This is a genomic window from Leisingera daeponensis, from assembly GCF_019801465.1.
Lineage (GTDB): Bacteria > Pseudomonadota > Alphaproteobacteria > Rhodobacterales > Rhodobacteraceae > Leisingera > Leisingera daeponensis_A.
Genome location: NZ_JAHVJA010000005.1, coordinates 128,326 through 152,695, shown reverse-complemented (window position 1 = coordinate 152,695; position 24,370 = coordinate 128,326). Strand labels below are relative to the sequence as shown.

The following is a 24,370-nucleotide window of genomic DNA, read 5'->3' as shown; positions in this document are numbered from 1 at the left end:
CCGCCAGCGACGACAAGGCATCCGCGGCCTCATCCGGCTGTTCGGTTTCCTCAGGCGCTGCGGTGCGCAAACCCTCCAGCACGCCGGCCGAGGCATCCTCTTCAGGCCGCTCTTCCGGTGCGGCTTCCTTCAGCGCATCCAATACGCCGCTGGAGGCATCTTCCGGAGCCACGTCCTCCGGTGACTGCGCAGCAAGGCCGGCCAGCACGCCGCCGCTGGTGTCCGCCTCTTCCTCCGGCAGCTCCAGATTGCGCAGGCTGTCCAGCGCCGCCGCACTTTCCGCATCCGCCGCCGGGGCCGACACCGCCGCCAGCAGTGACGGGTCATGAAGGATCGTCTCGATCAGCGCCTCGGCGCCGGTCTTGCCATCCATATAGGCCATCAGGTTCTGCAGCTGGGTGCGCGCCTCCAGCAGCGGCCGCAGCGCATCCACCTTCGCGGCAATCGCTCCGGGCGCAAAATCCGCCATGCTCTCGAACGTCAGGTCCACCGCAAGGTTGCCCTCGCCGGTGAGCGTGTTGGGCACGGTGAAAGCCGCGCGCGGCGCCATCGACTTCATCCGCTCGTCGAAATTGTCGACATCGATCTCCAGGAACTTGCGGTCCGCCACAGCGGGCTGCTCGACCCTGGACTTGCCGACCAGATCGCTCATCACCCCCATGACAAAGGGCAGCTGCACCTTCTTCTCGGCGCCGTAAAGCTCCACTTCATATTCGATCTGAACCCTGGGCGCCCGGTTCCGGGCAATAAACTTCTGCGAGCTGTCAGCCATTGCCCTGCCCCTTCAGCTCGGCAATCTCCGCCCGGAGCGCCTTGATCTCCTCATGCAGCTCCATCACATGCGCGTCGACCACGTCGGTCTCCGACTTCACCAGGTCACGCAGCTTCTCGAACTCGGCCTCGGCCTCGGCCTCCACCGCCGATTGCATGGTGTTGACCAGAAGGCCGATGAACAGGTTCAGCACCGAAAATGCTGTGATCACGATAAAGGGCACAAAGAACGACCAGGCAAAGGGGAATTCCTCCATCACCGGGCGCACAATGCCCATCGACCAGCTTTCCAGCGTCATGATCTGGAACAGCGAATACAGCGACCGGCCCAATGTGCCGAACCATTCGTCAAACACCGCGCCGTACATCATCGTCGCCATCACCCCGAAGACATAGAACACGATGGAGATCATCACGATCACCGCGCCCATGCCGGGCAGCGCATCCAGCAGCGCCTGCACAACAGCCCGCATTTGCGGAATGACCGACAACAGCCGCAGCGCCCGCACCACCCGCAGGCCGCGCAGCGCCGACAGCCCCTGGCTGTCCGGGAACAGGCCGAAGGAGACGACGATAAGGTCGAAGATGTTCCAGGCGGAGGAGAAGAACCGTAAGCCATAGGCAAAGAGCTTCAGCGCCAGCTCCAGCACGAAAATCGTCAGAACCGCGGTGTCGATCACGTCAAGCAGCCCGCCCGCATGCGCCTGCACCGCGGCAGACGTGCCAAGCCCCAGCGTGATGGCATTGAAAATGATGATGCCCAGAATGGCATTGGTCACCCACGGGCGCTCGACAAATTCGCGGGCCTTGTCCCGTAGCGTCTCTGCGGTTTGCGCGCTGCTGTCCAATGTCCTTCTCCCGCCGGTCTTGCATTCGTCCGGGCGCCGCAGGCGCCCGGCAGTCTTTGTCTCAGCTTCAGGCCGCGTCGAACACGGTCCCGTCCAGCACCTTGCTGGTAATCTTGTCATAGGCATAGCCGCCGGCCGCGCCGCCCACACCCAGGGCCAGATCCTTGGCCCCGGTCGCGATCGAGTTGCCGTCGATCGGCGACAGCGCCAGCGCGGCAAACTTCAACCCCTCGCGGAACACCTTCAGCGCCTTCGGATCCTTGATCGTCAGCGCGTTCACCCGCTTCATCAGGTCCTTGATGTTGTTGGCCCAGCCGCGGGCATCGGCATACATCGTCTGAATTTTGTCGATGGCTTTCTGAACCTCGGCATAGTTGCCGGCCAGCGCCGTATCCAGCGCCTTGCTGACCATCACCAGCTGCGTCTTCTTGTCCTTCACCGGGTGCTTCTTCAGCTTCTTGCCGACCTCGGCCAGGAACTCCTTCTTCAGCTTCTCCTGCTCCTTCAGGATCTTGTTCAGCGTCTTCGACAGGTCATGCATCTTGACGACCATCTGGGCGTATTTCGCCTTCAGCGTATCCGCCGCATCCTCCACCGTCTTGACCGAGGGCTGTGAAATGCCGAGAAATTCCTGGAACACCGCCGCCGACACCTCGTTCGTGGCATTCAGCGCCTTGTTGGAGGCCGCCTTTTCCACCACCACCAGGTTCTTCACCAGGATCGCCTTGGACTGATCGATATTGATCGCCAGCTTGCCGATATCCTTGGCCAGCGTGACACCGGACTTGATCAGGCCGATGATGCCGAAAGCCGCGCCGGCGCCGCCCGAAAACGGCGATGTCGCCATCGCCGCGATGCTCACCGCCAGCCCGGCCAGGGTGCCGGCAATCGATACGGCCACCTTGATCTTGAACTTGGACCATTCCTTTTTCTTCTTCTGCAGGCTGGTCCAGGCCTTCTGCGCCGCCAGTTCCGCCGCCTTCTCGCCGACCTTGATGTCGTTCTTGATGGCGTCGTTCAGCCCTTTCAGCTGCTTTTCCATATCCTTCTTGTCGGCGCCCTTGTTGGCCATCTGAACAAAGGCCTTGTCGAACACCTTGCACTTCTGCTCGATGGTGTTGCGGGTTTGCTCGAAAACTTCGCTGGCACCGGCTTGGAACTCATGCTGCAGAAGCGGGTCCTTCTCGACCCCCTTCTCCATTTTCTTGTCCAGTTCGACCACAACCTTGAAGGACAGTTTGGGCGGTTTGACCATCTCCAGCCCCGAAGCGCCGATATCGACGTTCTTCATGTCCATTACAACATGCTTAACCATAGAATTTCCTCCCGCTAATTACCCTTGGCTGTGATCAGTCAAACGCGTAGGTGAACTCCCCGTCCTTGACGCCGATGGCGACTTTCTCGACTTCCTTGCCTTCCATCAGGCGGCGCAGGAACTCGTTGGAAATCTCCGGCAGCATGGTGTTGGTCACGATCGCGTCGATCATCCGGCCGCCGCTGTCGAGCTCCTGGCAGCGGTTGACGATTTCCTCGACCACCCCGTCGGTATACTCGAACGGCACCCCATGCGCCTCCTGCACCCGCTTCTGAATGCGGCCCAGCTGCAGCTTGGTGATCTCGCCGATCATTTCCGGGCTGAGCGGGTAATAGGGGATCGTCACCAGCCGCCCCAGCAGCGCCGGCGGGAACACCTTCAGCAGCGGATCGCGCAGGGCCTTCGCCATGCCGTCCGGCTCAGGCATCAGATCCGGGTCGGAGCAGAGGTCCATGATGGTTTCGGTGCCGACATTCGAGGTCAGCAGGATCAGCGTGTTCTTGAAGTCGATCACGCGGCCCTCGCCGTCCTCCATGACGCCCTTGTCAAAGACCTGGAAGAAGATCTCATGCACATCGGGGTGCGCTTTTTCGACCTCGTCCAGCAGCACCACAGAATAGGGCTTGCGCCGCACCGCCTCGGTCAGCACCCCGCCCTCGCCATAGCCGACATAGCCCGGCGGCGCGCCTTTCAGCGAGCTGACGGTATGGGCTTCCTGGTATTCCGACATGTTGATGGTGATGACGTTCTGCTCACCGCCATAGAGCACCTCGGCCAGCGCCAGCGCGGTCTCGGTCTTGCCCACGCCCGAAGTACCGGCCAGCATGAACACCCCGATCGGCTTGTTCGGGTTGTCGAGGCCCGCCCGGCTGGTCTGGATGCGCTTGGCGATCATCTTCATCGCGTGGTCCTGGCCGATAACCCGCTGCGCCAGCCGCTCTTCCAGATTCAGGATGGTCTCGATCTCGTCCTTGACCATGCGGCCCACCGGGATGCCGGTCCAGTCGCCCACGACGCTCGCTACCGCCTGGTGGTCAACAATCGGCAGGATCAGCGCCGAGTCGCCTTGCAGGGCTTCCAGCTCCGCGTTCTTGTCCTTCAGTTGCTGCATCAGCTCGGCGCGCTCGTCCTCCGTCAGCAGGCTTCCGGCGGCGCCCTCCGCAGCGTCGTCCCCAGCATCCCCGGCATCATCCACGGGCGCGGCCCCCTCCCGGAGCTTGGCGCGCAGGTCCAGAATGCCTTCGACGACTGCCTTTTCCTTGTCCCAGCGCTCGGTCAGCCCGGCCAGACGCTCCTCCTCGGCGGCTTTGACAGCCTCCACCGCCTCGCGCCGGTCCGCGACCTCGTACCCAGCGGTCTCGTCGCGGCCGATGATCTCCAGCTCGGTGGTCAGCGCCTCGATCCGGCGCTGGCTGTCGTCTACCTCGGCCGGCACCGCGTGCTGGCTCACCGCCACCCGGGCGCAGGCGGTATCCAGCAGGCTCACCGATTTGTCCGGCAGCTGGCGTGCCGGGATATAGCGTGCCGACAGGCTGACGGCGGCTTCGATCCCCTCGTCCAGCACCTGCACCCGGTGATGCTTTTCCAGCATCGAGGCAATGCCCCGCATCATCAGGATCGCTTTCGGGATCCCCGGCTCATCGACCTTCACCACCTGGAAGCGGCGGGTCAGCGCCGGGTCCTTCTCGATGTATTTCTTGTACTCGGCCCAAGTGGTGGCACCGATGGTGCGCAGGGTGCCGCGCGCCAGCGCCGGCTTCAGCAGGTTCGCCGCATCGCCGGTGCCGGCCGCGCCCCCTGCCCCCACCAGCGTATGGGTTTCATCCACGAACATCACGATCGGCGTCGGGCTGGCCTGCACCTCGTCGATCACCTGGCGCAGGCGGTTTTCAAACTCGCCCTTCATGCTGGCGCCCGCCTGCAGCAGCCCCACGTCCAGCACCAGCAGCCGCACATCCTTCAGCGCAGGGGGCACGTCGCCGCGGGCGATCCGCAGGGCAAAGCCCTCGACCACCGCGGTCTTGCCGACACCTGCCTCGCCGGTCAGGATCGGGTTGTTCTGACGCCGCCGCATCAGGATATCGACGATCTGGCGGATCTCCTCGTCCCGGCCCACGATCGGGTCGATCTCGCCGTTGCGGGCCTGTTCGGTCAGGTCGGTGCAGAACTGCTGCAGCGCCTCGCCCTTGCCCATTGCACCCGGCGCCATCGAGCCGGAGGCCTCGCCCGGCTCCGCGCCGCCGCCGGTCACGTTGGAGCCGTCCTGCGCCCCCAGCCGTTCCTCGGGCGAGCCATCGGTGGCCTTATGGAAGTTGTCCGCCAGATCATCGGCCCCGATCTTTGCCAGCTCCGGCGACATATTGGAGAGGATGTTGCGCAGGGCCGGCGTCTTCAGCATCCCCAGCAGCAGGTGGCCGCTGCGCACCTGTCCGGAGGAATAAAGAAGCGAGCCCCAGACCCAACCGCGCTCCATCGCATCCATCAGATGGTCCGAAAGGTCCGAGATCGTCGAGGCGCCGCGCGGCAGCATGTCCAGCGCCCGGGTCAGCTCGGCGGCGATCTTGCCGGTATCCAGGTCGTAATGCTGGATGATCCGGTGCAGGTCGCTGTCCTGCTGCGCCAGCAGCTGATGCATCCAATGCACCAGTTCCACATAGGGGTTCCCGCGCATCTTGCAGAACACGGTTGCGCTCTCGACGGCCTGGTACCCCAGCTTGTTCAATTTGCCAAACAGCGCCACGCGGCTGATCTCGGTCATCTCAAATCCCTCCCTCTACTCGCTCTTCAGCCCCGGCGCCTAGTCCCGGGTACAGGTACAAATCATTCACGTCCGGCTGATCCGCATCCGGATCGGGGCGCGAGCGCACCCAGCTGGTGTGCCCCAGCCGCGTGGTGCCGCCCAGCGATGCCCGCGGCACCTCGTCACCCGCCAGGATCAGGTTCACGTCCCAGTCCAGCACATCGCCGGCGTAGGACCGCACAATCGCCCGCAGCCGTTTCAGCGCCTCGCCGCCCGGCAGCAGCCGCTCGTAATCTTTCAGTTTCAGCGGCCCGATGCGGATGCGGAACTTGGCCGACCGGCTCCAGACCTTGTCGCCGATGCTGGTGGTCTGCCCCAGCCCGCCGTAGCCCAGCTGCCAGCGGTCGTCCGGCTCCAGCTCAAGCCAGCTGCCGACATATTCCTCCAGAGTAACCGGAACCTCGAAAAACGCCGACAGGATCGACACCAGCCCCTCGGCATTCTTGGCCCCCTTGGCCAGATGGCCGGCAAAATGCAGCTTGGCCAGGTCCGGCATGTCGTCGCGGCTGGTGAACTTGAACCCGTTATAGCCGATCAGCGACGCCACCTTGCGCGCCATCGGGTCATCGGCGCGGTCAAAGCTCACCGCGGGCGAGCCTTGCGTCCAGGCCCGGTACAGCAGGCTCATCAGCCGGTGCGTCAGCATATCGGCAAAGGCCACCATCGTCGGGTCGCGGTGGTTGCGCTTCCGGTCGCGAGCGTATTCGGTCAGATGCAGCGGCAGCGGCCCCTGCGGGCCGAACAGCCCGAAGAACCGGTTGGTCAGCACCGCCGGTTTGTCACCCTCCGCCGGTTTGAACGCGGCGATGGTCGAAGGCGGGAACGCCAGTTCCGCTTCCTGCCCCAGCCGCAGCCTGTCCTGGCGCGGACGGCGGCTTTCACCAAGGCGCGGGGCGTCATTGAAATGCGCTTCCAATACCCTCAGGGCCTGAAAAACGTGGTGCTTTTCAGGGTCCATGGCCAACCGGCCATAAAGGCTCAGATCATCCGGCCGAGGCCCTTTTCCGGTCGCCATCTGGCTATTTCCCCGCGTTTTTCAGTCTTCAGGACTGTCTCCGTGAATGAGTTGATGCTGGCGTAGCCGCGGAAGAACCGCTCCAGCACTGCCCCTAGCGCATAAATGTTGCTGCCCTCGAAGAAGCTCTCGTCAAAGCCCAGGGTGATCTCCAGCCCCCGTACCGCAGTTGACAGCACCTCGTCGCTCATGCGGCGCACAATGGGCCGGGCGCCGACCGACAGGATGCCCTCCAGCTGCTTCTCCGTCACCCGGTCGCCCAGCGGCGCATAAAGCCCGACCAGCTCGCGCAGCGCCTCCGCCGACTGGCCCTTGCCGGTTTCGGCAATCGAGACGTAGTTGAGGCTCAGATGCGAGATCAGCCGCCAAGCGGTGTCGCCCTGCGCCAGCGTCGGATGCGGCCGGGTCGGCGACACCGGCAGCGTCACCTTGCGCACCGGGCCGCCCTCGGGCAGGTGGAACACGTCGTCATTGCCGGTCGCCAGCAGCATCGGCAGGTCGCGGTTGGTGCACAGCGCATTGACCGCCAGCTGCTCCAGCCCGGCGGAATACGGCGCCTGCGACCGGTCCACCAGCGTCAGGAACACTTCCGAGCCGAGATAGGAACTGCGCACCCCGCGCAGCCGCTCCTTCTCCGACCGCTGCCGCATCCGCCGCTTGACGGTGTAATAGGCCGGGTGGCTTTCACCGGCGGCGGTGAAATCATTGGCGGAATAGAACGGGCGGAAGATCACGTCATCCTCGCCCTCGCCGCTGATGCCCACCACGCTCTGCAGCCCGTAGATCTCGAAATCAAGGCCCGCGGTGCGGTTCGGGATCACGTGATGCTCCGTATCGATCGGCGAAATCCGCACCCGGTCGCAGCGCTTCTCGAACAGGTTCACCGCCGGCACGGCATTCAGCTTGAACACCTCCGGGACCACGATCGGCGCGGTCTCCGGCATCCCCTCGCGCAGCAGGATGTAAAGGTCGACCTCATTGCCCGCGGATTTCTGCAAACCCGCCCGCAGGCCCTGCAGCTCGACAAAGCGGAACCGCTCCGGCATCGCGAAATATTCCTGCAGCAGCCGGTAGCCGTCATAGACCCGCCGCGGCAGCGGCAGCAGCGCCTCCTCCGGGCTGAACCCCTTCTGCACCACCTTTGCTCCGCGCAGCGGCAGCTGCCAGTCCGCCCGCCGGTCGGTGGAGCGCGCCACGATCCCCTGCACCTGGGTGCACAGCAGTTCCAGCAGCGGCCAGCTGTTACCCGCCTCGCTGGTCAGGTACAGCGACAGCTTGTCCATCTCCAGCTTGCTGATCGGGTCGCCGTCAATGCGCTTGATCCGCAGCCGGATGCCCGCCCGGGCGTCATACCCGGTGGCCACACCCGCCGCCACCAACTCGCCGCGCCCGTCGATATACTGCGCCTCGGTGATCTGAATCGGCCACATGGTCAGATCGGCGGAGGTGCGGAACTCGCAAGGCGTCTGTTCGCCCTCGGTCAGCCGCGACCGCAGGGTCGATCCGCGCTTCAGCACATAGCCGCTTTTCACGGCCGAGTTCGCCACGTCCGGCTCAAAGGCCGCAATCATCATCGACGGCGTCGGCGCCAGATAATGCGGATAAATGATTTCCAGCAGGTTGGAGGTGAAGTTCGGATACTGCAGCTCCAGCTCCAGCTGCACCCGCGCAGTCAGAAAGGCGACGCCCTCCAGAAGCCGCTCCACGTAGGGGTCGAGAACCTCGACCCCCTCCATACCCAGCCGGGCGGCAATCTTGGGATAGGCGGCCGCAAACTCCGCGCCCATGTCGCGCAGATAGTTCAGCTCGTTCTCGTAATGGGTCAGCAGCCGTGTATCCATCACAGGGCCCTTTCCATTTCCACTTCGCCGGTGGTCAGATCGACCTTGCTGCGCAGATACAGCTCCAGCGGCATCGGCTGCGCCCACATGTCGGCGCGGATCTCCAGCCCCACGGTCATCTCAGTCGCGTCGGTGCCGTCCTGCAGCCGCACATCGACCGAGCCCTCGATGATCCGCGGCTCATAGGTGGCTATCGCCTGTTTGATCGACCGCCGGATCGCCTCGGCTTTCTCGGTGGTCGATGCCTCGCCCGCCACCTCGATCAGCCCGTAGTTCAGCACCGAAACGGACACCGAAGGGTATTTCTCCGCATCAAAGTGGCTCTCGACATTCTGGGTGTTCAGCAGCCAGGACAGATCGCGCTGAATGATTTCCCGCAGCCGCACCAGATCAATCACCCGGCTCTCGCGGGTTTCCTTCAAATCACCAGGAGCATTATCGGTCAGCCGGTCCAGCAGCGAGGGCTGCAGGCGCTCGGCCAGTGTCTTGTCAGCCATTCTCTTCGCCGTGCCCGTCCATCCGGAGCGTGCGCACGTCCATGATGGCAATGTCTTCATCGCCGATCGCCAGCAGCCGCTGGCCCAGACCGGTGTAGGTTTCCTCGCCGGCATCCTGCCACACGGTGGCGCGCGCCAGCATCGACAGCCCGTCCGCCTTCTCGCTGCCGGGATAGCGGGTCGGGATCATCGCCGCCACCGCGCCGCCGCCCGCAAGGGTCAGCGTGCCGGCCGTCCACACCGCGTCGCGCAGGTCGCTCGGCTCTTCCGCCTCGAACGAGACGATCTTGGAAAACGGCAGCCAGTAGTATTTGCCGTTGACCACAGCTTCCAGCACCGGCCCCAGCCGCATGTCGGCGTCGGCGATCCAGTCAAACCGCTTGCCGTTCACCTCGCCAGGGCTGGCAGGGGCCGCATCAAAGGCGCGGGCGCGCAGCTCCGCGGCTTCTTTGGGGTTGCCGGTTGCGAGCAGCTTCTGCGCCTCGATCAGATGCGCCAGCCACTCTTCCGGCTCGCCCAGGATCAGCGGCGATTTCTCCCCGGCGAACACCTTCTCGCGGTAGACCTCGCAGATGATCGCCTCGCGGTAGGCCTGCGCCATCACCGTGGCGCCTTCATCCAGCCCGGCGGCGGCCTTCAGCTGGGCAATCGCCCGGTTCCAGTCGCCCAGCACGCACAGCAGCTGGAACAGGAAGATCCGCAGCTTGGCATTGCTCGCATCTCCCCGGATCTTTTGCTGCAGCGCCTCCAGCGCCGCCTTGGGATCACCAGCTTTCAGATGCTCTTCGGGTGTCATGGGGCTCTACTCCGCAACTAGGACTGCGTGCTGCAAATACGTCAGAAAAAACGGACCCCGGGTGTAAATGCACCCGGGGCCAGCCAAATGGTTTACTCGACCTTGCCGGTCTGCACGTTCCACTTGAAGGTGCCTTCAGTGGTGAGTTTGCCGGTTTTCTGGTTGGTCGACTTGTATTCGTGCTCAAGCGACGCATAAGCCAGCGACCATGTCTCTTCCGGGATGCCGTCCTCGCTTGCCGAGATCGAATAGCTGTCGACAACCACGTCCTTCAGCTTCCAGATCGAATAGACCAGCAGGCCCTGGCTGGCGCTGTCGCCCGAGCGGCACCAATGCATAATGATTTCCGGGCGCACGGTGCCGTTGGCAACCGACAGCGCCAGATCGTTGGACGCTTTGCCCATCTGCGAGGTCAGCTCGATCTTGCCGAAGTTCGAGTTGGCGTGCATCCGCTGGGTGGAGCCCAGGTCGGTCATTTCAACCGCGCGCTCGACGTTCCAGCTTGCCGACTGAACAACGATCCACTTCTTGTGGTTTTCCTCGGTTGCATCGCCTTCGATGTCCGAGATCTGTACGAACATGTTTGCAGCCATTTTTCTATCCTTTCAAAATTTAAGAACTCTACTGCACTATGCTTGGTTGAGGCTGGGGAGTGGGAAATCAGCCTCCTTTTTCCGAGGGCAGTTTCGATACCAGCCGCAGCGAGACGGAAAGCCCCTCCAGCTGGTAATGCGGGCGCAGGAAGAATTTCGAGGTGTAATACCCCGGGTTGCCCTCGACCTCTTCCACAACCACTTCGGCTGCGGCCAGAGGTTTGCGCGCCTTCTCGTTCTCCGAGGAGATATCCGCGTTGAAATCAACATAGTTGTTGATCCAGTCCTGCAGCCAGGATTCCATGTCCTGACGGCTTTTGAACGAGCCGACCTTGTCCCGCACCATGCACTTCAGATAGTGCGCGAACCGGCATGTGGCGAACAGATACGGCAGCCGCGCGCCCAGGTTGGCGTTGGCGGTGGCGTCCGGATCGTCGTATTCGGCCGGCTTGTGCAGCGACTGCGCGCCCATGAAGGTCGCAACGTCGGTGTTCTTGCGGTGGATCAGCGGCATCATGCCGTTCTTCGCCAGTTCCGCCTCGCGCCGGTCGTCGATGGCGATTTCGGTCGGGCATTTCTGATCGACGCCGCCATCGGTGGTCGGGAAGGTGTGGCTGGGCAGGTTCTCCAGCGTGCCGCCGCTCTCGACGCCGCGGATGCGCGAGCACCAGCCGTACATCTTGAACGAGCGGGTGATGTTCACCGCCATGCCGTAGGCCGCATTGACCCAGCCGTATTTCTCGCTGCCGGCCCCTGCGGTGTCTTCCTCAAAGGCAAACTCCTCCACTGGGTCGGTCTTGGAGCCATAGGGCAGACGGCCCAGGAAGCGCGGCATTGCCAGGCCGACGTATTTCGCGTCCTCGCTGTCGCGCAAGCTGCGCCAGGCGGCATATTCGGGGGTCTGGAAGATCTTGGTCAGATCGCGCGGGTTCGACAGTTCCGCCCAGCTGTCCATCTGGAACAGCGTCGGCTTGGCGCCGGTGATCAGCGGCGCATGCGCGGCCGCGGCGATCTTGGACATCTCGCCCAGCAGCTCGATGTCCGGCGGCGAATGGTCGAAGTGGTAGTCCGCCACCAGGGAGCCATAGGGCTCGCCGCCCAGCTGGCTGAATTCCTCGGTGTAGATCTTCTTGAAGATCGGCGACTGGTCCCATGCCGTGCCCTTGAATTTCTTCAGGGTCTTCGACATCTCCTTCTTGGTGATCGGCATCACCCGGATCTTCAGCTGCTCATCGGTCTCGGTGTTGTTGACCAGATAGTGCAGGCCGCGCCAGGCGCTTTCCAGCTGCTGGAATTCCTCGTTGTGCAGGATCAGGTTGACCTGTTCGGTCAGCTTCTTGTCGATCTCCGCCACGATGCTCTCGATGGAACGCAGCGCGTCATCCGAAATCAGCGCCGAGTTTGCCAGCGCCTGCTCGGCCAGGGTCTTGACCGCACTTTCAACGGCGGTCTTGGCCTGGTCCGACTTGGGCCGGAATTCCTTCTGCAGCAGGCTCGCAAATTCGGTTGAGCCAAAGGCGGCTTCGCCAGCAGCGGCTTCCGCCTGGAGTTCTTCTTCAGCCATCTTTGTCCTCCCCTCTTATTCTTCGCTCTCGGCGTCGCCGCCGGGTTTCGGCTGCGCCGCCAGAGTCTTCAGCAGGCTCGGGTCCTGGATGATCTTGGAGATCAGATCCTCGGCGCCGGTCTTGCCGTCCATGTAGGTCATCAGGTTCGACAGCTGGGTGCGCGCCTCCAGCAGCTCGCGCAGCGGCTCGACCTTGGCGGCGATCGCGGCGGGCTTGAAGTCGTCCATGCTCTCGAAGGTGATGTCGACCGCCAGGTTGCCCTCGCCGGTCAGCGTGTTGGGCACCGTGAAGGCGGCGCGCGGCGCCATCGACTTCATCCGGTCATCGAAGTTGTCCACGTCGATTTCCAGGAACTTGCGGTCCGCCACCGCGGGCTGCTCCACTTCGGATTTGCCCACCAGGTCGCTCATCACGCCCATCACGAAGGGCAGCTGCACCTTCTTCTCGGCGCCGTACAGCTCCACGTCATATTCGATCTGGACCCTTGGTGCCCGGTTGCGGGCAATGAATTTCTGTGAACTTCCGGCCATCTAGGTCTCCTTACTCGTCTTGCTTTCACGGGTGCCGCGGCAGGTGCCGCCGCGGAAGTGCCCCGTGTCCGTCAGTCGTCATCGTCGTCGTCGATCCCGCCAATCAGGTGGACGTTCTCCACCCCCTGCGGGGCCATGTCATTCATGATGGTGAGGAAGTCGGCCCCCACCAGCCGCTTGGCCCGCTCCAGCAGGATCGGCAGCGGGCTGGAAGGCTCCGCCCGCCGGTAGTAGCTGATGATGCGGTCCAGCGTGTTGGACACATCCGCGGGCGAGTTGATCGCTCCCGGCGCCGAGGGCACCGGGCGCCCGCCGCCCGCCGGCGCCGCGGCAGCACCGCCGTCCTCCGCACCACCCTCTGCCGCCTCATCCTCGTCCGCGCCGTCTTCCGCGCTCAGGTTGGCATAGCTGCCGATCCGCTTGGAAATCTGCTGCAGCAGCTTGATCAGCGCGCTCAGGTCCGGCCCCTGCCCCGGCGTCTGCTCGTCGAACACCGCCGAGATCGCCCGGACGTTCTCCTCTGCCGTCTTCACCGCGGCCAGGCGCGCGGCGATCACCTCCTCGTCGCTGTCCTGGAACGCGGCGCCGATAGTGGCGGTATCCGGGACATGCTCCATATCCTCCGGCGCCGTCATCACCCCTTCGGCGATCTCGATGTCGCGCAGGCAGAAGCGGCCGAAACCGCGGCTCTCGCTCAGCGGCGCCCGGCGCAGCGAACGGTACAAGGGCGACGCCCCCGCCATCCCGTCCGGCTGGCCGCACAGGTCCTGCACCGCGTTGATCCGCATCGTCGGGTCGCCGTCGTCCTCATCCAGCTCCGGGTGGCAGGTCTCCCAGAATTCTTCCAGGCAGCCGCGGATATAGGTGGTCACATCGGCAAAGCCGGGCAGCCCTTCGGAATGCAGCAGCGCGTCGCCCAGAAACACCGCCGCCCGCAGGTCGTGGCTGCGCTCCAGCACTTCCAGCGCTTTCTTCTGCACCTCGCGGTAATCGGGATCGGTGGCCTCGATCTTCTCGTTGCCGACCACCGACTCCTCGCCGGGCTGGGCCGCCAGCTCCATTTCGGTGAAAGCCGGATCATACTCGAGGTTTTCACCGCTAGGGGCATCGTCCCCTTTGGATTGCAGCAATACTGCAGGATCCATTTTCGTTCGCCCCCCTGGGTGCATTCTTTATTGGTCACGTTCCTGTGTGGTAACGCGACGGAAAGCAGGTGCCACTCTTTTCGAGCCCGGTGGTTAAACCCGCGGAAACCTCAAACAATAACTTGACCCCAAGAGAGCCTTATCGCCATCCTAATGTCAAACCTTTTCACAGCTCGTTCCGGCGGTTGAATGATGAGTATTGATCGTATTTCTGGCAAGGAAGTCAAAGAGATGGTCCGCGAAGGGGCCAAGAAGCGGATGAGTTTCGCCTTCTGCCTCGACGCCAGCAAGGACCCTCTGCTGATGATCCAGCCCGGCAAGAAGCCGGAAACCCTGAAGGCTCCGATGAAGAAGGAAGGCGGCGGCCCGCCCATGGCCTGGGGCACCTATGTGGTGCGTTCCGGCGATATGGAAATGATCTGCGAAAGCGCGCCGCAGCGGATGGTCACCGAGCTCAAGAAATTCCTCAAGCGCAACCCGGCCAAGGTCAACGTGCTGTTCTACGACGATGGCGGCAACCTGCTGGACAGCCTCAAGCCGGAGGCCCCCGAGGGCCAGGTGACCGAGGAAGACGCTTCCGACATTTCCGCCGCCGGCATCGACCTCAAGGCCATCGCGCCGCTCAAGCGCCGCCTGAAACGCATCCAGCCGCGCATCGGCCTGGCCGCCGGGCCGCTGGAGCTGAAACTGAAGCGCGCGCTCGCAAAATCCGTCAGCCTGATCAACGCCGGCCGCCTGCAGGAGGCTGAAACTATGATCGTGGTCATCGAACGCGCCGTCGCCCGCATCGGCAAGGACCGAGAGGACGAAGGCAAGTCGATGAAACGCGGTCAGCGCGAAATGGACCAGCGTTCGCTCGGCGCCCAGGTCAAGCGCGCCCAATCGCTGCAGGCCAATGTCGCCCGCGCCCCGGGCAAGGTCCGCGACCGCCTGGGCCGCGCGCTGCATGTGGCCGCCCGCCACCTGAAACGCCGCGACCTCGATTCCGCCCGCGACGCCATGGACAGGATCGAAAAGGCCCTGACCGCACTGGTCTGACCCAAAGAACCAATCCGCACCCGGCGGGCTGGCCAACACCAACCGGAACCCGGAGACAGTGATGCCCTTGAACCGCCTGCTTTCTGCCCTCGCCCTGATCTGCCTGCCGCTGGCCGCCGCGGCCGAGACCGGCCCGCTGCGGGTCGAGCTGAACAAGACCGAGGAGATCGAGGGCGGCGGCTGCCGCGCCTTCTTCCTGTTCGGCAACCAGACCGGCAAGAGCTTTGCGGGCTTCGAGATGTCGCTCGCCATCCTCGACGGCCAGGGGGTGATCGACCGGCTGCTGTCGATCAACGCCGCCCCCCTGCCCGTTCAGCGCACCACTCTGAAACTCTTTGAAATTCCCGAGATCGCCTGCGGCAATATCTCCGAGATCCTGCTGCACGACATCACCTCCTGCCAGCCCCAGAACGAAGAGCAGATGGACTGTTTCCCGATCCTGGAGCTCGGCTCCCGCGCCGCCGCGCCGCTGGTGAAGTAAACCATGGCCGGCACCTGGGAAATGCTCGGCACCGGCGGACCAGTGATCGTGATCCTGGCGCTGATGTCACTCCTGTCGCTGACGGTGATCGCCGTCAAACTGATCCAGCTCTGGCCGGTGCGCTCCGGTTCTGACGCCCGCGAACAAGCGCTGACCCGATGGAAAGACGGCGACCGCAAGCAGGCGCAGGACAGCATAGCGGGCGGCAAATCCCCCGCCGACCGGGTGATGGCCTACGCCATGCAGGCATTGCAAGAGGGCCTGCGCGGACCGCTCCTGCAAGACGAACTGCAGCGCCGCGGCAATGAGGAGGTAAGCCGGATGAATTCCCTCATCCGCCTGTTGGAGCTCATCGCCATGGTGGCGCCTCTCCTGGGTCTTCTCGGCACCGTTCTCGGTATGATCCAATCGTTTCAGGAGCTGGAACTGGCCCAAGGTGCTGCCAACGCCTCGGTGCTGGCCGGCGGCATCTGGCAGGCATTGCTGACCACCGCAGCGGGACTGCTTGTCGCCATCCCCGCCGCCATCGCCGCGGGCCTGTTCGCAGCCCGCATTGACGCCGCCGCGCAAGCCATCGAAAGCGCCGCCGGCCGCCTCCTGCTGATCGACGGCTCGCGCTGACACGGGGGACGCCGCCATGATGATCAACCGGCCCGCCCGTCCCCGCGCCCTGATTTCGCTGGTACCGATGATCGACGTCATGCTGATCCTGCTGGTGTTCTTCATGGTGACTTCCACCTACCTGAACCTCGATATGATCCCGGCGGTGAAACCTTCCGAAGGCGCCCCAATAGGACGCCCGCAGGCGCCGGCAGGCACCCTGATGATCCGCCTCGGCGCCGACGGCATTCCGGTGCTGCGCGGCACCGCGCTGGACGCGGAAACCCTGCAAGCCACCCTCTCCGCCGCAGTGGCCGAAGAACCCCTCACCCAAGTGGTGGTCCTTCCCTCCGGCGCCGCGCAGACACAGGCGCTGATCACGGTGATGGACAGAGCCGCCCTGGCCGGCGTCACCCGCCTGCGCGTCCTGCGGCTGGAGGCGGCGCCATGAAACTCAACCGCCCGGCCCGCAATCCGCATTCGGAAACCATTATCGCCCTCATCGATGTGGTTTTCTTCCTGCTGGTGTTCTTCATGCTGATCGGCCGGATGGACGCCACCGCGCCGTTCGATGTCCGCCCTGCCACCGCCGACACCGGCCGCGACATGCCCTCGGGCGGCATCACCCTGGCAGTCTCCGCCACTGGAGACCTGGCACTCGACGGCAAGGCAATCCCCCGAGACGCCCTTTCCCCTGCCCTCTCGGCGCTGCTGGCAGACGACCCGGATCTGCGCCTGCGCATCAACGCGCACCGCACGGCGGAGCTGCGCAACGTGCTGCCGCTGGTCGCCCAGGGCGAGGCGCTGGGATTCCGGGACGTGGTGCTGGTGGTCACCCCGGAAACGGACGGATGACGCGCACCCCGGCCATATGGGTGCTAGGGCTTGCAGCCTCCGCCCTGGTCCACGCCGGCGGTGCCGCAGCGCTTCTGATCTCGCTGACACCCGGCCCGGTTCCGCAGCAGCCCACGCCGGAAAGCAGCCTCGACCTGCAGGCCCACCGCGTCCCCCGGGCCGAGGCCGTGCAACAGGCGCCCGAGGGCGAGCAAGCCGCTGAAAGCGAAGCGCAAAGCCATGGGCTGGCGTCCGGCAGCATCCCGCAATCGGCGGCCCTGCCGCAGCCGCCTGACGCGGACCGCCTTGCCGCTGCTGTTCCGCCTGCTGCACCCCTTGCTGCCGCCGCCGCGCCAGCCGCCGCTGCAGCTCCGGTCCAGGCGGCCGCCAGCACCCTCGCCAGCGCCAGCCTCCCGGCCGCAAGCCTGGCCGCTGCAAACCCGCAAACCCAGCAGGCCCAGGCCGCCGCCCCGGCGCCGTCACAGGCCGCCGCCGCCGCAGCCCCCGCGCCATTGGTGCTGGCCGCTGCGCAGGAACCGTCACTTACCCTTGCAACGGCACCTGCTCCGCTGACGGCCGCCCCAGCAGCACGCCCCGACGCGGCCGCGCTGCCGCAAACCGCTCCAGCCAGCCAGCCCGGCCAGGAGGCGCAGCCGGATGCGCCCATTTTGCCCGGCACCGCGCCCAATCCGCAGCAAACGCCGGCCGTCATTCCGGACACCCCCCGCATCAAGGCCGCGCTCGCCTTCCAGGGCGGCAGCGGCGGCATCGACCCGGTCTCCCTCGCCGCGTTCCAAAGCTTCATGCAGCCGGGCGACGCGACGGCTGAAGGAGATCCTTTGCGCGACGGCGTCGCCGGCATCCTCGCCGCCGTGCCCTGCTCCCGCCTGCAGGTTGCCTTTGTCCCGGAAACCGCAACGCTGCAGGTGCGCGGCCATCTGCCCGAGGACGGCCTCCGCTCCCCGGTTCTGGCAGCCCTTCAGGCACAAATGGGCGCCGACATCACCGTCTCGGACGAAATGCGCCTGCTGCCCCGGCCGCAATGCGGCGCGCTGGCGGGCATTTCAAACGTCGGCCTGCCGCAAAGCACCGACCAGATCACCAACCCGCTGCTGGTCGGCGATGATGCCCATGCCCGCGTGCTCGACTATTCCGGCGGCGAGCGGCTGTTTTTCGACCTCACCGCACCGGACTACCCGTCTTACGTCTATGTGGATTATTTCGACGCCGGCGGCGCGGTGCTGCATCTGTCGCCGAACGAACTGGTGCCGCTGGCGGAAGCCGCCCCCGAAAGCGCCCTGCGTGTCGGCGCCAGGGAGGCCGGAGACCCCGGCCTGCACATCACCGTCGGCCCGCCCTATGGCCAGGAAATCGCGGTGGCCTTTGCTGCCTCGCACCCGCTTTACGAGGGCATCCGCCCGCTCAGCGAACCGGCAGCGCTCTATCTGGACTTCCTGCGCACTCAGGTGGCGGAGGCCCGCGCCGAACATCCTGATTTCAAGGGCGAATGGGTTTATTTCCTGATCACAACCCACGCCCCGTGATACCAAACCGCAACCGCAGTGCTCCCGCGCCCGCAGGCCAGCGGCTGACGCCGCCGGGCCTTGGCGGCCTTGGGCCCGGCGCAGCGCTGACGCGCTGCGCGTCCCCCCGGCCTGTTCCGGGTCAAGGGCTGCGCCGGCAGCCGTGTGGCACGCGCGGTTCCGCTTAAGGCTGAGAATGGCGGAAGATCACCGGAAGGGTGCCTCAAGGGCAAACCTGCCCTTAGGCATCTCCTAGCCGGAAACCGCTCTACGCTCTACTGGCAGCCGCCCGCCGCCCAGCTTTTCAGCACCTGCTTGAATGCGCCGCCGAACGGATGCTGCTTGCCCAGGGACCGCTGCATGTTGAGGCTCAGATACGTGTTTCCCTGCGTGCACAGCCGCTCGCGCGTCCACTGGTGGCAATTGCTGCAGGACTGATCCTTCCAATAGCTCTCCGGCAGGCCCTCGATGGGCGGAAACGACGGCGAGCGGGTCACCGCCTCGGCCAGCGTCAGCCCGGAAATCTCAGCAACGCCGGTGTCCAGCGGGGTGGCATAGGTCACAGGCCCCGCTTCCGCCAGTTTCACCTCTTCCTGCTCTGCTTCAGGTGCCGCAGCCGGGGCCTCACCTCCGGCCGCCGGGTCCTGTCCCGCACCGGCCGCCAGCGCCGCGGCCCCGGCCGCTGCCGCTTCGGCAAACCGTCCCTCGGGGTAAGCCATCAGATAGGCTTCATAGGCGGCCTTGCTGCCGTCGTCCTGCGCTGCCTTGAACATCGCCGCCTCGGCGTCCTGCAGCGGCTCGTCGGATGGTTCGGCCGCCGCCGCTGCGGTGCCGCCCTGCAGTTCCTCCTGCACCAGCTCCGCCAGCAGCGCCCGCGCTTCATCGGCAAATCTGCCGTCGCCATAGCCGCGCAGGAACAGCATGATCTGCATCGCATCCCGCGACGCCTTGATCGAAGCCCAGATCTGCGCCTCCTCCATTTCCGCGGCACTCATCACCACCTCCGGCGCCGCCGCGGCAAAGGCAAAGTCGCTGACCAGCGAGGACGTGTCCCAGGGCGTCTGCCTGCCACCGCTCTGTTCCAGCACCGCCCGGCGCACCTGCTTGAACACCTGCTCCACCGGCGTCCCGGGCACCTTGATCTCGCGTGCCAGCGCCTCGGTGAAGGGGCTGTTCTCCCCCTCTCCGTCCAGCGCCACGTCGCCCGGCGCCGTGGCATAGGCGAGGAAGGTTCCGGTCGGCGCCTTCATCTCCGCCAGGCCGCTTTCGTTCAGATCCGCCACCGCCTCAAACGGGTTGTTTCGGCAGGCGTCCAGGATCACGATATTGGTGCGGTTGCGGGCCGACGCCATCTGCCGCAGCACCGACTGCGCCTCGATTGCCATCAGGTCCAGGTCCGCCGCGTCCGCCAGCGCCACATCCACCGGCAGGAGGTAGTTGCTGCCAAAGCTCTGCACCCCGTGGCCGGCATAGTAGAACAGCCCGGTGGCTTCCTCCCCTGCCCCGCGCAGCTTGCGGCCGAACTGGGCAATGGCGCGCTTCATCTCGATCTGCTTGGCATCCGCCGCCAGGGTCACGTCAAACCCCAGCCCCTCCAGCACCTCCGCCATCAGCCGCGCATCGCGCACCGGGTTGTCCAGCGCCGGAACCGCGCCATAGGCGGAGTTGCCGATCACCAGCGCCAGCCGCTCCTCCGCCAGTGCCGCCGCGGCCCAGCAGGACGCAACAGCCGCTAGCAGCATCAGCCGGACCCGGATCATCAAAATTCGCACGTATCTGCTCCATTTCCCGCCCCTGCGCCCGCCCGCGCGGGGGCTGCTTCCCAATTCTTAAGGGTATTTCGTTACCAAACTATCGCGTCCCTTGCGTCCGGCGGCAACTCTGCGGTTAGGCTGGGTGCATCATTTTCGCCCCGGCCCGCGGGCCATGGGACCACTGCCAGCAACCAGAATGGACCTTGCATGTACCGCCTAACTCTTTCTATATTAACGTTTTTCCTACTACTAACCCGCCCTGCCTTGGCGGCAGGCCCGTTTGACGGCGGCTGGCAGCTCAACGCCGAATCCTCCGCCATCCGTTTCATATCGATCAAAAAAGGCAGCATTGCGGAATCCAGCCGCTTTGCCGCCTTCTCCGGCAGCATCTCCGAATCCGGTGAGGCAAAAATCCATATCGCGCTGGATTCCGTCGACACCTCCATCGACCTGCGCAACGTCCGGATGCGCTTCCTGTTCTTCGAAACCTTCACCTACCCCGAGGCTGCGGTCACGGCACAGATCAGCCCGGCGCTGATCGCCGACCTTGCTGCAGTGCAGCGGAAACAGATCGACCTGCCCGTCACCCTGTCGCTGCATGGGGTCGAGGCCGGGCTTACAATTCCGGTGGCTGTGACGCTGCTGAACGAAAACCTCGTCGCCGTGGCCACCGTGCAGCCGGTGATCCTGAAGCTGGAGGATTTCAATCTGAATGCCGGCCGCGAAAAACTGGAGGAAGCGGCGGGCGTCACCATCACCCCCGTCGGCCTTGTCAGCATGGATCTGATGTTTGAACGCAACGGGGCCGCCGGGTCTGCTGTCCCCGCGGGGACAGTGACCGCAGGCGCCGCCACTGCGCTGGAGGCCAGCGGCGATTTCACCCGCGAGGCCTGCACCGGCCGGTTCGAGATCCTGTCGCAAGGCCGCAGTGTCAATTTCGCGCCCTCCACCGCCCGGCTCGATGCCAATTCGCGCGGCTTCCTCAACAGCCTTTCGGGCATCATCCGCCGCTGCCCCGGTATGGTGGTCGAGGTCGGCGGCCACACCGACAGTCAGGGCAAGGCGGACTGGAACATGGCATTGAGCGAAAAGCGCGCCGCAGCCGTAAACCAGTACCTGCAGCAGAAAGGCATCCCGGCCGACCGCCTGGTCGCGGTCGGCTACGGCGAAACCACGCCGCTGGTGCCCAATGACACGGTGCAGAACCGGGCCAAGAACCGGCGGATCGAGTTCAAGGTTCTGAACTGACCCGCGGCTGGACCGGCTGCATATCCCTCTGTCCCCGCGGGGACAGCCTCGCAGAAACACCGCAGGACCCGGCCGCCGTGCCGGGTCTTTTTGCTTGCAGGCTCACCGCTGCGCCCGCCGTTCCGGTTTCGTGTCCCGCGCGGACAGACAAGAACTCCCTGATCCATTGCCCGATCCAGCCCCCCTGTCCCCGCGGGGACACGTCGTAGCCGGGTCCGCCGCACAGCAGGCGAATGCCCCGCCGCACCGAATTCCCGCCCCACTAGGGAATCGTACCGGCAGGCAGAGGCTTCCGCTACTGGGCTCCCCAGCATGTCCCCGCGGGGACAGCTTTCGTTCCGGCGGCATGGGAATGGCTGGCTGATGGCTGGACACTGGTTTAGCCGCGCCACAGGAAGCGTGTGATCCCCCGCCGCCTTTGGCCTCTGCGCGTCCGATCAGGCCGGACCTGAGGCGCAACACAGGCTCGAACAGCCCGCATTAGACACTGTTTTTCCCGGCATCGGCGTCCGTATCGCCAAGTTTGTCCCCGCCGGGACACCGGCCGGAAACACCGCACTGCGCCTCGGCAAGCATGAAAAAGGCCCGGCATCGCTGCCGGGCCTCAGTAGTCTTTCGCCGCTGTCCCCGCGGGGACAGCCGGATCAGTCTTCCTGTTCGAGTGCAGCGAAAAATGCCGCAATCGCCCCCTCCAGCTTGTGCCGGTCGATCTCCGAGAAGTCGCGTTCCATCGCCATCTCGATCTTGCCGTCGCGCGCCTGGCAGCGGACTGTCCCCGCGGGGACAGTGCAGCGCAGGGTGGTCTTGGCCACGCCGGGACGCGGGGCGGCGGCTGCGCGGGGCGCGGGTTTGCGCTTGCCTTCGATAAAACCGCGCAGCACGTTCAGCTCCGCCTCTTCGGTTTCGGCTTGCGCCCGCGTCAGCGCCTCCCGCAACTCCGGCAGGTTTGCCGCATCAGCCTCCAGCCGTTTCCTCAGCTCCAGCCCCAGCGCGCGCGGGATCGCCTCCGGATATTTCAGCAGATCGCCCACCGCCTCCAGCAGCTGGGCAAAATGGCGGATGTAGATCTTCTTCTGGCGGCCGGCAGAGGCATAGAGGTCACTGACCGCATCCTCGAGGGATTTTGCCCTGGTGCCCGCGTCCTCGGCATAGCGCAGCGCCAACTGAGCCATCTCGGCAAAGGAGATGTCACGGCGCACCAGGTTCTCGTCCACCATCCGGCGGTAGAGGCTCTGCAGACTGTCTCCCCTGGCCACCAGCCCCGCGGGGATGCGCTCATAGGTTTCATCCTCGGTCTCCCGCAGCAGCTCCAGATAGGCCCGCAGGCGGCGGTAGCCCTGGATCAGCTCATAGGTGCCGTCTTCCTTTTCCTCGACCCGGATCGGGTTCGACAGGCCGAGGGATTTGATCGACACCTTCAGCTCATCGAGGTCCGGGTCGCGCCCCTCCCTGCGGTCGCGGATCAGCTTGGTGGCGCCGATCCGGCCGATGGGAATCCGGTCGACCACCAGGCCCAGCTTTTTCAGCCGCACGAATTCATGCGCAAGCCGGTCGTTTTCGTCGCGGATCTTCTGCTCGGCTTCCGCGCGTGTGCGCAACGCATCGGCATTCTCGGAGATCGCGGTGGCCATCGGGCCGCGGCGGGATTCGGTTGCTTTCTCGGCCGGTTTTTCCGGGGCTGTCCCCGCGGGGACAGCGGCGGTGTCAGGGGTGAAGTCGATGTCGAAGACTCTGCGTTTGCTCATGCCTCATCCTCCAGGTTTTCCCAGGCTTCCAGCGCGTAGGCCTTGAATTCGTCATAGGCCTGGTCAAACGACGCCCGCGCACGGCGCCAGGTTTCGCGTGTCATATCCCGGTAATCGATTTCGTAGATGGAACTCAGGAAGCGGCCCGACTGTTCGACTGCGCGGGTCATCTCGATCGGGTGCTCTGTCATTCTACCCTCAAACACCTTCATAAATGCCGAACGCATCGCACGGTGCAAATCGTTACCGCTTTCGTAACGGGTCAGCAGGAAGCGGACGTCCTGGAAAACCTTGGGCAGCGAAAATGTCCCCGCGGGGACAACGCCGTTAAAGGCCGACAGATCCTCCAGCGCCTCGGAGAGCTGGCCGATGAAAGAGGTGGTCGAGTCATACTCCCAGTAACCGGGGCCGGAGGGGATATAGAGCATGTCGGCGGCAAACACCGCATTCATCGACTGGTAGCCGATCGCCGGCGGGCAGTCGAAAATCATCAGGTCGTAATCCTCGGACGGCAGCTGGTCGAGGTAACGGGAGACCGCGGCGAAGAACGACCATTCCGGGTTCAGGTGGCGGTACTGGGCGGAGGCGAATTCGACAAAGGCCGCATTGGCGCAGGACGGGATGATGTCGATGGTCGGCCAGCTGGTCGGTTTGACGAAATCGCTCACCCGCAGGTCCTGCAGCCCCATGCCGGTGATCGCGTCGGGCAGCTGGCGCTGGGGCAGGGCGGTGCCGGACTCGGCGCCTTGCAGCGAGGCGTTCATCCGCGTGGTTTCGCGCACCAGGTCGCGGGCCATGATGCCCCAGACGGTGTAATCCTCGGTGACGTCGCTGAGGCCCATGGAATGCGACAGGGTGGCCTGCGGGTCGAAATCGACGCACAGCACCCGGTAGCCGTCCAGCGCCGCGGCATGGGCAAAATGCAGGGCGACAGTGGATTTGCCGGCGCCGCCCTTGAAGTTGGAGATCGCCACCCGCAACGCCCGCTTGCCCGCGGGGCGCTTGGGCAGCAGGGACTTGCGGTTGATCTTGATGCGGCGGCGCAGCTCGTTGATCTCCTCCAGCGAATACCAGCGCTGGCGGCCGTCCTCCTCGACATGGCCCTGCGGCAGCGAGGGGTCGGCGGAGAGCCGGCCGCGCAGGGTCGACTGGTTGACGCGGAAGATCAGCTCCGCCACTTCCCAGGAGGAGAACCGGCGCAGGGTCTTTTCCATTTCGGGGGAGAAGGTCTGCTGGCGGATCCAGCTTTGCATCTTGAGAGATTGGGCCTGCATTTTGGACAGGTCTTCGTGCGTAAACATCACTGCTCCTCGATCTGCACGTTGTTGTTTTTGGCAGCATCCATTTTCCTGCGGACGCTAATTCAGCCTCAATATCCATTTACGCCGAATTTGCAAAAAACGCAAAAGCTAATATGGTTGCAAAGAGCGT

At 64.8% G+C, this 24,370-nt stretch carries 21 protein-coding genes and 1 pseudogene; 7 read left to right on the top strand and 15 right to left on the bottom strand.

All coding sequences use genetic code 11. From position 1 onward, the window contains the following. Positions 1 to 274 precede the first annotated feature (274 nt). From tssB (KUV26_RS23635) to tssA, 12 genes and pseudogenes are all read right to left on the bottom strand, one after another. A pseudogene (gene tssB / locus KUV26_RS23635) lies at positions 275 to 772 on the bottom strand (type VI secretion system contractile sheath small subunit); the annotation flags it as partial. Further along, entirely contained in the window at positions 765 to 1,619 is an 855-nt protein-coding gene (locus tag KUV26_RS13315) for an ion transporter (RefSeq protein ID WP_222505652.1), read from the bottom strand. The pseudogene tssB (KUV26_RS23635) and the gene KUV26_RS13315, both read right to left, overlap by 8 nt. Before the next feature lie 67 nt (positions 1,620 to 1,686). Further along, positions 1,687 to 2,934, bottom strand: coding sequence for a hypothetical protein (locus KUV26_RS13310; RefSeq protein ID WP_261399875.1), 1,248 nt, complete (start codon positions 2,932 to 2,934; stop codon positions 1,687 to 1,689). A gap of 34 nt (positions 2,935 to 2,968) precedes the next feature. Next, on the bottom strand, positions 2,969 to 5,692 hold the full coding sequence (gene tssH, locus KUV26_RS13305) for a type VI secretion system ATPase TssH (RefSeq protein ID WP_222508698.1): 2,724 nt from the start codon (positions 5,690 to 5,692) through the stop codon (positions 2,969 to 2,971). Position 5,693: 1 nt separating this feature from the next. Next, positions 5,694 to 6,749, bottom strand: a complete 1,056-nt coding sequence (gene tssG, locus KUV26_RS13300) for a type VI secretion system baseplate subunit TssG (RefSeq protein ID WP_222508697.1) — start codon at positions 6,747 to 6,749, stop codon at positions 5,694 to 5,696. Continuing rightward, entirely contained in the window at positions 6,713 to 8,590 is a 1,878-nt protein-coding gene (gene tssF, locus KUV26_RS13295) for a type VI secretion system baseplate subunit TssF (RefSeq protein ID WP_222508696.1), read from the bottom strand. The genes tssG and tssF overlap by 37 nt, the downstream gene beginning before the upstream one ends. Further along, positions 8,590 to 9,087, bottom strand: a complete 498-nt coding sequence (tssE, locus tag KUV26_RS13290) for a type VI secretion system baseplate subunit TssE (RefSeq protein WP_222505656.1) — start codon at positions 9,085 to 9,087, stop codon at positions 8,590 to 8,592. The genes tssF and tssE overlap by 1 nt, the downstream gene beginning before the upstream one ends. Then, entirely contained in the window at positions 9,080 to 9,883 is an 804-nt protein-coding gene (locus tag KUV26_RS13285; protein WP_222505657.1) for a type VI secretion system accessory protein TagJ, read from the bottom strand. Before KUV26_RS13285 ends, tssE begins: the two co-directional genes overlap by 8 nt. A gap of 92 nt (positions 9,884 to 9,975) precedes the next feature. Continuing rightward, positions 9,976 to 10,476 carry an Hcp family type VI secretion system effector gene (locus KUV26_RS13280; RefSeq protein WP_222505658.1) on the bottom strand — a complete coding sequence of 167 codons (501 nt, stop codon included), beginning with the start codon at positions 10,474 to 10,476 and terminating at the stop codon, positions 9,976 to 9,978. Positions 10,477 to 10,543: 67 nt separating this feature from the next. After that, on the bottom strand, positions 10,544 to 12,040 hold the full coding sequence (tssC, locus tag KUV26_RS13275; RefSeq protein ID WP_222505659.1) for a type VI secretion system contractile sheath large subunit: 1,497 nt from the start codon (positions 12,038 to 12,040) through the stop codon (positions 10,544 to 10,546). Between the two features lie 15 nt (positions 12,041 to 12,055). Beyond that, the gene (gene tssB, locus KUV26_RS13270) at positions 12,056 to 12,571 is read right to left on the bottom strand and encodes a type VI secretion system contractile sheath small subunit (RefSeq protein ID WP_027233793.1); all 516 of its coding nucleotides are present in this window, start codon (positions 12,569 to 12,571) and stop codon (positions 12,056 to 12,058) included. Positions 12,572 to 12,642: 71 nt separating this feature from the next. After that, positions 12,643 to 13,716 (bottom strand): type VI secretion system protein TssA, encoded by a 1,074-nt coding sequence (gene tssA / locus KUV26_RS13265; RefSeq protein ID WP_222508695.1) that lies wholly within the window; start codon positions 13,714 to 13,716, stop codon positions 12,643 to 12,645. Between the two features lie 189 nt (positions 13,717 to 13,905). Between tssA and KUV26_RS13260 the strand changes: the two genes are divergently transcribed. From KUV26_RS13260 to KUV26_RS13235, 6 genes are all read left to right on the top strand, one after another. Then, on the top strand, positions 13,906 to 14,754 hold the full coding sequence (locus KUV26_RS13260) for a hypothetical protein (protein ID WP_261399874.1): 849 nt from the start codon (positions 13,906 to 13,908) through the stop codon (positions 14,752 to 14,754). 61 nt (positions 14,755 to 14,815) lie between these two features. After that, positions 14,816 to 15,235, top strand: a complete 420-nt coding sequence (locus KUV26_RS13255; protein WP_222508694.1) for a hypothetical protein — start codon at positions 14,816 to 14,818, stop codon at positions 15,233 to 15,235. A 3-nt stretch (positions 15,236 to 15,238) separates the two neighbouring features. After that, the gene (locus KUV26_RS13250) at positions 15,239 to 15,856 is read left to right on the top strand and encodes a MotA/TolQ/ExbB proton channel family protein (protein WP_222508693.1); all 618 of its coding nucleotides are present in this window, start codon (positions 15,239 to 15,241) and stop codon (positions 15,854 to 15,856) included. Positions 15,857 to 15,872: 16 nt separating this feature from the next. After that, complete coding sequence (locus tag KUV26_RS13245) at positions 15,873 to 16,286, top strand: ExbD/TolR family protein (protein WP_222508692.1); 414 nt, start codon at positions 15,873 to 15,875, stop codon at positions 16,284 to 16,286. Beyond that, entirely contained in the window at positions 16,283 to 16,690 is a 408-nt protein-coding gene (locus tag KUV26_RS13240) for an ExbD/TolR family protein (RefSeq protein ID WP_222508691.1), read from the top strand. Before KUV26_RS13245 ends, KUV26_RS13240 begins: the two co-directional genes overlap by 4 nt. Then, positions 16,687 to 18,213: a DUF4384 domain-containing protein gene (locus KUV26_RS13235; RefSeq protein WP_222508690.1), complete on the top strand. Its 1,527-nt coding sequence runs from the start codon at positions 16,687 to 16,689 to the stop codon at positions 18,211 to 18,213. Before KUV26_RS13240 ends, KUV26_RS13235 begins: the two co-directional genes overlap by 4 nt. 254 nt (positions 18,214 to 18,467) lie before the next feature. Here KUV26_RS13235 and KUV26_RS13230 read toward each other — a convergent pair whose 3' ends face one another. Continuing rightward, positions 18,468 to 19,964, bottom strand: a complete 1,497-nt coding sequence (locus tag KUV26_RS13230; RefSeq protein WP_315900115.1) for a caspase family protein — start codon at positions 19,962 to 19,964, stop codon at positions 18,468 to 18,470. Positions 19,965 to 20,210: 246 nt separating this feature from the next. Here KUV26_RS13230 and KUV26_RS13225 point away from each other — a divergent pair, with 246 nt between their 5' ends. Continuing rightward, positions 20,211 to 21,194: an OmpA family protein gene (locus tag KUV26_RS13225; protein WP_261399873.1), complete on the top strand. Its 984-nt coding sequence runs from the start codon at positions 20,211 to 20,213 to the stop codon at positions 21,192 to 21,194. A gap of 644 nt (positions 21,195 to 21,838) precedes the next feature. Here KUV26_RS13225 and KUV26_RS13220 read toward each other — a convergent pair. Together KUV26_RS13220 and KUV26_RS13215 are read right to left on the bottom strand one after the other, a co-directional pair. After that, complete coding sequence (locus KUV26_RS13220; RefSeq protein ID WP_222508688.1) at positions 21,839 to 22,939, bottom strand: ParB/RepB/Spo0J family partition protein; 1,101 nt, start codon at positions 22,937 to 22,939, stop codon at positions 21,839 to 21,841. Further along, on the bottom strand, positions 22,936 to 24,240 hold the full coding sequence (locus tag KUV26_RS13215) for an AAA family ATPase (protein ID WP_222505668.1): 1,305 nt from the start codon (positions 24,238 to 24,240) through the stop codon (positions 22,936 to 22,938). Before KUV26_RS13215 ends, KUV26_RS13220 begins: the two co-directional genes overlap by 4 nt. Positions 24,241 to 24,370 lie beyond the last annotated feature (130 nt).